The following is a 7,601-nucleotide window of genomic DNA, read 5'->3' on the forward strand; positions in this document are numbered from 1 at the left end:
AAAATGTCAGACAATTTATTAAAACCGCATCACCTTTCCCAGGCAACAAACCTGGACTAACAAAAGTGGAGCGGTAATAGGCGCAGTTATTTAGGGAAAGATGAAGTTTATGTGGAAAGAAAGAGAACGAGAATAGAACTAAATCCACTATCATTAATCGGTGATTGGCGTTGTCAGAAAATTTACGTCAATAATAGCGGATCAGTAAGCGTATCGAAAAGGCTTTAGTCAAAGCGCGATATCTAATGGAGGCTGGATAGATTTCAGTCTCTTTTTAGCAAGTTCTATATATTTGAGTTCTTTATCAAAACCTAAATAGTTTCTGTTAAGCATTGATGCCGCAACAGCGGTGGTTCCACTTCCCATAAAGGGATCTAAAACTAAATCTCCCTCATCTGTCAGAAGCTTTATCACTCTGCTGGCTAGTTCAACGGGAAATTGAGCTTCGTGGTCCTTATTGGCACGTACAGATCGAATATTCCATACGCCACGGCTTCCCCAGGCTGCCCACTCATGAGAACTCAGTCTATTTCTATCAATGACTGTTTCTCCTGGCTTCCAAAATATATAAAGATACTCAAACTCACTAACTGCTCGATATGAATTAGAATGCCATTGAGAATTATTCCAGGTCGGATCTTTCACCCAAATTCTTCTGTCATACAAATACATTCCTGCATTTTCCGTATATTTTTCCAGGTAATGTCCGGTAAGCTTTACTTTTGTTTGGGTTGAGTATTCCCCCCCCGTATATTATTTCCATTCAATCTTCTATCAATAGTTTGCTCGCTACATCCTAATATTTTAGCCAGTTCGTTTCGGTTTAAATCAGGGTGTTCTGCTTTAACCGCTAATATCATTTCCTTAGTAACCGGCGAGCGAAGTTTACTTTTATTAGGGGCCTGAATTTTTGGCATATTTACATCGGGATACGCCAAAATATCATCAATATTAACAACTAAAAAACCACCTTTTTTTATGGCATTAAAATGACCAGAAATGACTTTTTTTAACATTAATTGCCATGAATCATATGTTTCGCCTTTTTCATAGTCTTTACCCACAAAATACGGAGGCGACCAGAAACTAAGAGACACCGTTTCTGGTGCAATTTTCTTTATCAACTCTACAGCGTTACCATAATATATGTCATTTATAGATAAAAAGTTGTCGCTTTGCATTCATGCCTCCATAAAACATGCAGAGAATGATACTTAAAGTATTCATTTTTGGCAAACTGTTCCTTTAGCGACGGCTAGTTTACTAAAATGACTAATAAAATATTATATTTCCACAAAATTTTTCTATATCTTTCAATGTTGAGGCCACTCAGAGGGTGTTCTGTCGGGACCTCAACGTGACTAAAATCGATAACATGCTCGATGTGCCGAAGAATTGATTTTGTCAGCATTCTGAAGCGCACCGTATTATTCGGGCGTTACCGCCGGGCGTCTGGCCTGCTGCAACATATGCAGGGTGATTTTTCTGACCTCGGCCTTACTTTCGGCGATGTGCGCGGTTAAAATACGCTGCGCCTCGCCGGTCTGCTGCTGCAAGATCAGTTGCAAAATGCGGGCGTGTTCGCGGTAGGTCGCATCAATACGATCTTCTCGTGTGAAATCGAGGCGGCGAATGATACGGATTTTTTCGGTCAGTTCGGCGTGAACCCGTTCTATTTCACGGTTTCCTGCTGCTGCGACCAGCCTCATATGAAAGGCTTCATCATAGCGGGATACCGTTTTACCTTCGGCAAGGCGCGGCTCATCAATCCAGAATTGCGTCAGTTCAGCCAACAGCGCGCTGCTGCGCTCAAGGGGCATCTCACACAGGCGGCGCACGGCTTCCCGTTCCAGCACGGTGCGAAAATCGTAGAGTTCTTCGAAGTATTCAAAATCGAACGGTCTTACCTGCCAGCCGCTGCGGAAATAAACTTCAACATAGCCTTCCCGCTCCAGCCAGAATAAGGCCTGACGCACCGGCGTGCGGCTGACGTTCATCCGTTCGGCGACCTCGCTCTCGCTGAACCGATCGCCCGGCATCAGGCGAAAATCAAAGATATCGTTTTTAAGTGATTGATACACGCGCTCGGCCAGCGCTTCAGGCCGGGCTTTGCTTTTGCGTTTGTTCTGAGTACCTTCCGGCATTTTATCGCTCCTGTTCCAGCCCTGGCTACGCCAGAGGGACATCCGCCGGCGTTGATATACACTGAATTCCATTTTGTATACAAGATGGCTTTCAATAAAGCGAAGTCTGTGCCATTTTTTTAATTTTTTGTTTTAAAAGATTTTTAAATGATGGCTGATCTGAAAACGCACGCGAAGCGGGCAATGCTGCGCTATGGAGGAGCAGCGTTTTCATGGATGCATAACGGCGGCGATCAGACTGGATCATCCTTCCCAACTACGCTAACGTCTTGGCTGCCGTAGGTCACTTAGCTGAGATAACATGCCTAATCATTGTATTCCCCTGTTGCGTTCGTTGTGTCTGATTGCCTGGTTGGTGCTGGCTGGTTGCGCGGAAAAAAGCTCGCAACCGCCTGAACCGCGTCCGGCGGATATCCGTGCGCAGTTGCTGAAGCTATTGCCTGCCACCGTCAGCGATCGTCAGGGCTGGGCGACCGATATTGCCGCGGCGTTTACCGCGCAGAACCTTGATCCCAGTAATGAAAATTTGTGCTCGGTTTTGGCGGTCACCGAACAGGAATCGACATTCAACGCCGATCCGCAGGTACCGGGATTAGCCAAAATCGCCTGGAAAGAAATTGACCGTCGCGCCGAACAATTGCATGTTCCGGCTTTTCTGGTGCGCACCGCGCTGTTGATCAAATCCCCCAATGGCAAAAGCTACAGTGAGCGGCTGGACAAGGTGCGCAGCGAAAAGGAACTGAGCGCGATTTTTGATGATTTCATTGAGGTGGCGCCGATGGGACAAAAACTGTTTGGCCGTCTGAACCCGGTACACACCGGCGGGCCGATGCAGGTGAGCATCGCCTTTGCCGAAGCCAACGCCGCAGGCTATCCGTACCGCGTGGACGGCTCTATTCGCCGCGAGGTGTTCAGCCGTCGCGGTGGCATGTACTTCGGCATTAAACACCTGTTGGACTATCCGGCGAAGTATCCGCAGTCGATTTATCGCTTTGCGGATTTTAACGCCGGCTGGTACGCCAGCCGTAATGCCGCGTTTCAACGGGCTGTCAGTCGTCTCAGCGGTATTTCGCTGGCGCTGGATGGCGATTTGATCAATCACGGTTCGGATAAACCCGGCGCGACCGAACTGGCGGTGCGTTCGCTGGGCAAACGGCTGGACATCAGCGATAGCGCAATCCGTCGGGCGTTGGAGAAGGGCGATAGTCTGGCGTTCGAAGATACCGGCTTGTATGAGCGGGTTTATGCCTTAGCCGATAAATCCGCTGGCGGCAGCGTTCCCCGCGCCATTCTGCCGGGGATCACGCTGGAAAGCCCGAAAATCACCCGCAAGCTGACCACCGCGTGGTTCGCAAAACGTGTGGATGATCGCCGTCAGCGCTGTCTGACTCGCGCACAATAATGCGTAACGCCCGGTAAAGGGCGTTACGCGGTCAGATATAGATAGCGTCAAACCGGCCACTGGCTGAGTTTGATGCCGCGCTCCTGGGCATTGTCACGGAAATCAGCCAGCACGGAACGAACATCGGGGTCGAGGTAGTCCGCATTGTCATGCTCGACAATCACCACGCTGTTGGCCGGGATCTTGTTCAGCAGACTTTGCAGGTGCGGGTTATGCACAAAGGTCAGGTTTTGCTGAAAACTCAGAACGAAGTGGTCGCTGTAGCGCGTCAACTTCATGGCGTTGCGGTGGCTTTTGTAAATGCTGAACGCCAGTTGGCTGGCGATGCCGATGCCGATGCCGGCCAGCATGCCGAAGGCGATGATCCCGATGACGGTGGCGGCAAAGGGAACGAACTGTTGCAGGCCCTGACGCCATAGCAACAGAAACTGTTGCGGCGAGGCCAGTTTATAACCGGTGTAAAGCAACACGGCCGCCAGACTCGCAAGTGGGATGACATTCAGCAGATCGGCCATGAACAAACCGGACAACAGCAACAGGACGCCGTGCAGCAGGATGGAGAATCGGGTGCGCGCTCCGGCATTGACGTTGACCGAACTGCGCACAATCACCGCGGTGATCGGCAGGCCGCCCAAAAAACCGCTCAGCATGTTGCCGATGCCTTGTGCGCGCATCTCTTTATCCGGCGACGGCGCCGGGTGCTGCGGACGGATTTTTTTGAGCGCTTCCTGGCTTAGCAAGGTTTCCAGACTGGCCACCAGCGCCAGCGTGACCGCCACGACATACACCGCCGGATTTTTCCATGCCTGCCAGTCTGGGCGCGTCATTTCTCCCATCAACTGCTCGATACTGTCGAATTCCGGCAGCGTGATGCGCGGCAGGTTGCTGACCATCTCGGAAGATAAGCGGTCGCCATAGACCGTAAACAATCCGCCAAATAAGACGGCGATCAGCGGACCGGGCAACCAACTGATGGCGCTGATCTTCTGCACCGGCTTGGTGGTCCACAACCACAGAATCGCCAACCCGACCAGACAAACCGTCAGCGCGCCGGCGGAGAAGCCGGAACCGGATGGACTGAACAGCGATTTCAGGTCGTCTTCGCCGTCCGAACCGAGGGCTAGCGGAACTTGCTGGATGATCAACAGAATGCCGATGGCGGAGAGCATGCCTTTGATCACGGTGCCGGGGATTAGGGTAATGAAGCGTCCGGCGCGCAGCATCCCTAATACGCATTGCAAAACGCCCGCGAGCATCACCGCCAGCAGCAATGCCGAAAACGAGCCCAGACTGGCTATCGCGCCGGAGACAATCGTCACCAGACCGGCGGCGGGGCCGCTGACCGCATAGCGCGACGGGCTGAACAGGGTGACGACGATACCGCCGATCACGCCGGTCAGCAGACCGACAAAGGGCGGCAGTCCGCTGGCCTGCGCAATGCCCAGGCTCAGCGGCAGGGCGACAAGGAAAACGACAAGCCCCGCGGGGATGTCATGGCGAAGTGTGCTCAGGTTCATGGGGATTCCTCCTGTTCCTGCGCGTGCCGGTGGATAAGTTCTTTCAGGTGACCGATGTGCAGATCATAAACACAACCAAAAACGTCAAGCTCGACGCCATTGCGCCAGGCTTGCTGCACGGGTTCGCAAGCGATCAGGTGGGCGAACTGCGCCAGTACGTTCGCTTCAACCAACTGATTCTGACGCGTGTTTTCGTCAGCCTCGGTATGGGGCGAGGCGTTAATCTGCGATGAGATCGCCTCACGCAGTTGGGTGATGCGGCGGGAGAGCGGCGAATCCTCGCTGGCGAGCGTCATTTCGGGCAGGTTAACGGCGGCTTGCACGCCGCCGCAGCCGTAATGACCGCACAGCACAATGCGGGAAACATGCAGGTATTCGAGGGCATATTGCAGAACGCTCATGAAATTGTCGTCGTCTGCTACCACCATATTAGCAATATTGCGATGGACGAAGAGTTCACCGGGATCAGAGCCTGTCAATACTTCGGCAGGGACGCGGCTATCGGAACAGCCGATCCACAATGAGTGCGGCTGTTGGCCTTGCGTGTGTTTTCTGAAATAGTGCGGATGACGCTGACGGCGCAGCGTAGCCCAGCTACGATTTTTGGCTAACAGGGGTTTTAATGTCGTCAAATCAAATATCTCGCTTTAGAAAACAGATTGATATTCACCCTCTCAACGAGAAGGGGAGAGGAACCATTATTTTAAAACTTACACATAAGTAAGTTCCGTATTATTAAATTTAGTTCCATGTTTTATGGCAAGACGTAGTGATTAAGAATATTCTTATATTTTGTTGTGTTTTTAATATCGCTTATGAATTTAAAAATATATTTAAATCATCGCGTTATGGTCATTATTTTTTTTGATAGGAAAAACTTATCGCTGGCTTTATTACTTGCGACAGTAATATTTATTATTACATTATTATGACAATCGTGTTTATTTTCATCGAATTAAAATGGGAAATGGAATTTTATTATTTTTCAGTTTAATTAGTTAATTAACGTAACAATTATAATATTGGTGGCCGGGGGTAAATATAACCTTGCTAATATAATGGGAATAAACCGACTCATTATCTCTCAGGTGATATACCGTCATCATTCAAGTTACAGGGGCGTTGGCGGTACTCGCCACTCGCCCCATCAGTGAGCGTTATTAATGTATCGGCGTTATGTCGGTGTGATAAACCTATTCTCCATTGTTCGGCTACGGGCGAGGGGCAGACTTCCCGGCACGGGCGGACGGCGGCGCAGGGTTGTCTATGGCACGGTTCGCAGCCGGCTTGTCGACGGTTACCTCGGCGGCGGCCCGATGCATCCCTTCGGTCACCCCGCGATCCAGCAAATTCAGCACTTCGGTGGTAGCCTGCGGCACCACCTGTAGCGCCCCGCGCAGCGCGTGATAGGTGCTCTCCAGCGGGCGCAGGTGACTATCCGCGCTGGTCGCGCGCGGAAGCTGGGTTCGGTGCTGGGCCGCGATGTTGAAAGCGGCGTTGGCCAGGCGATCTCCCGGTTCGATTGTTCCTTTGCGCGCTTTAATTTCCGCGGAAACAGCCTGATTGCTGTAAATGGAGGAGAGATAGGTAATCGGCGAGATCATGCCGAGCAACGCATTCCTGGCGCGTTGTCCGCCGCTGAGCGATGCCGAGGTATCCTCTTTAGGCGTCAGTTCGCTCATGAGCGATCCCTGTACCACCGACGCCATTTTGCTGTAGAAATTGCTGCGCACCTTGTCTTGCGTGATGTCCAGGCTCTGCTTGATCTTGTCGCCGATGCCCGTCTGGGGTGTCTGTTGCGGTTCGAAGATGGCGAATTTACGTCCCTGGGGATCGGTATAGGCCGAATGAAGTTGCACCGCCGCCTTGATCGCGCCTGCCGTACTGGAACCCAGGGTGCCGAATCCTGAGAGAATATGCGGCGTCGCCAGATCCTTGGCGCTGACATCGTCAAGGCTCTGACGCAGCACCTGAATGGCGCCGCGCGGGAGAAAGGCCATCGAATCCCCCAGCGCCAGTACGGTATCGCTGTGTAATTGTTTATTGCTGACGTGCAAACGTTCCTGATCCGCCTGGGTGGTTTCCTCAGCCAGAGTATGGGACGATTTTTTCACCACCTCGCCGTACTCACCTACTGCCGAGCGCAGGGGTTTGGGGACGATGGTATCAGCCTTGACGGGTTTAAGCCCTGGAACGCCCAACGCCTGCAAACCGTTTTCCAGAATAGGTTTCATCAGTCCGCCGATGGCCTCATGTGCAAACCCGGTGACGCTGCCCGCCATGACGGACCGTCCCAGCGCGCCCAGCGCATCATTTCGGGGGATCTGGCTGCTCGCGGCGACATTCATCCAGGAACGCACTTCTCCCAGATGCAGGAATGTCTGAACGCCCTGAACGATAGCCGATCCCACGATGTGTAGTGGTCAACTAAAACTGGCCACGGGTTTAGAGTTTTTCCAGAATCGATTTTCCGATTCGTTTGGGGGTAATCCACCGTTATAGTCGTGTGGTCTGATCGTGCTGTAATATCCCACGATA

Annotated in this window: 7 protein-coding genes; 1 reads left to right on the forward strand and 6 read right to left on the reverse strand. The window is 51.8% G+C overall.

Going from position 1 to position 7,601, the window contains the following annotated elements:
• Positions 1 to 228: 228 nt before the first annotated feature.
• From DES54_RS18715 to DES54_RS18000, 3 genes are all read right to left on the reverse strand, one after another.
• Positions 229 to 699 (reverse strand): DNA-methyltransferase, encoded by a 471-nt coding sequence (locus DES54_RS18715; RefSeq protein ID WP_276309760.1) that lies wholly within the window; start codon positions 697 to 699, stop codon positions 229 to 231.
• Between the two features lie 17 nt (positions 700 to 716).
• Entirely contained in the window at positions 717 to 1,181 is a 465-nt protein-coding gene (locus DES54_RS18720; RefSeq protein ID WP_205680247.1) for a DNA methyltransferase, read from the reverse strand.
• 246 nt (positions 1,182 to 1,427) lie between these two features.
• On the reverse strand, positions 1,428 to 2,144 hold the full coding sequence (locus DES54_RS18000; protein WP_113869721.1) for a GntR family transcriptional regulator: 717 nt from the start codon (positions 2,142 to 2,144) through the stop codon (positions 1,428 to 1,430).
• A 301-nt stretch (positions 2,145 to 2,445) separates the two neighbouring features.
• On the opposite strand from DES54_RS18000, the gene DES54_RS18005 reads away from it, so the two are divergent.
• A complete protein-coding gene (locus DES54_RS18005) occupies positions 2,446 to 3,546 on the forward strand; it encodes a DUF1615 domain-containing protein (protein WP_113869723.1) in 1,101 nt (366 codons plus the stop codon).
• Between the two features lie 47 nt (positions 3,547 to 3,593).
• Here DES54_RS18005 and DES54_RS18010 read toward each other — a convergent pair whose 3' ends face one another.
• The 3 genes from DES54_RS18010 to DES54_RS18020 all read right to left on the reverse strand — a co-directional run bounded on the left by DES54_RS18010 (position 3,594) and on the right by DES54_RS18020 (position 7,474).
• Positions 3,594 to 5,063, reverse strand: coding sequence for a SulP family inorganic anion transporter (locus tag DES54_RS18010; protein WP_113869725.1), 1,470 nt, complete (start codon positions 5,061 to 5,063; stop codon positions 3,594 to 3,596).
• Positions 5,060 to 5,695: a carbonic anhydrase gene (locus tag DES54_RS18015; RefSeq protein WP_113869727.1), complete on the reverse strand. Its 636-nt coding sequence runs from the start codon at positions 5,693 to 5,695 to the stop codon at positions 5,060 to 5,062. The genes DES54_RS18010 and DES54_RS18015 overlap by 4 nt, the downstream gene beginning before the upstream one ends.
• 579 nt (positions 5,696 to 6,274) lie before the next feature.
• Entirely contained in the window at positions 6,275 to 7,474 is a 1,200-nt protein-coding gene (locus DES54_RS18020; protein WP_147247330.1) for a hypothetical protein, read from the reverse strand.
• Positions 7,475 to 7,601: the final 127 nt, after the last annotated feature.

Source organism: Brenneria salicis ATCC 15712 = DSM 30166, from assembly GCF_003315515.1.
Taxonomy (GTDB): Bacteria; Pseudomonadota; Gammaproteobacteria; order Enterobacterales; family Enterobacteriaceae; genus Brenneria; species Brenneria salicis.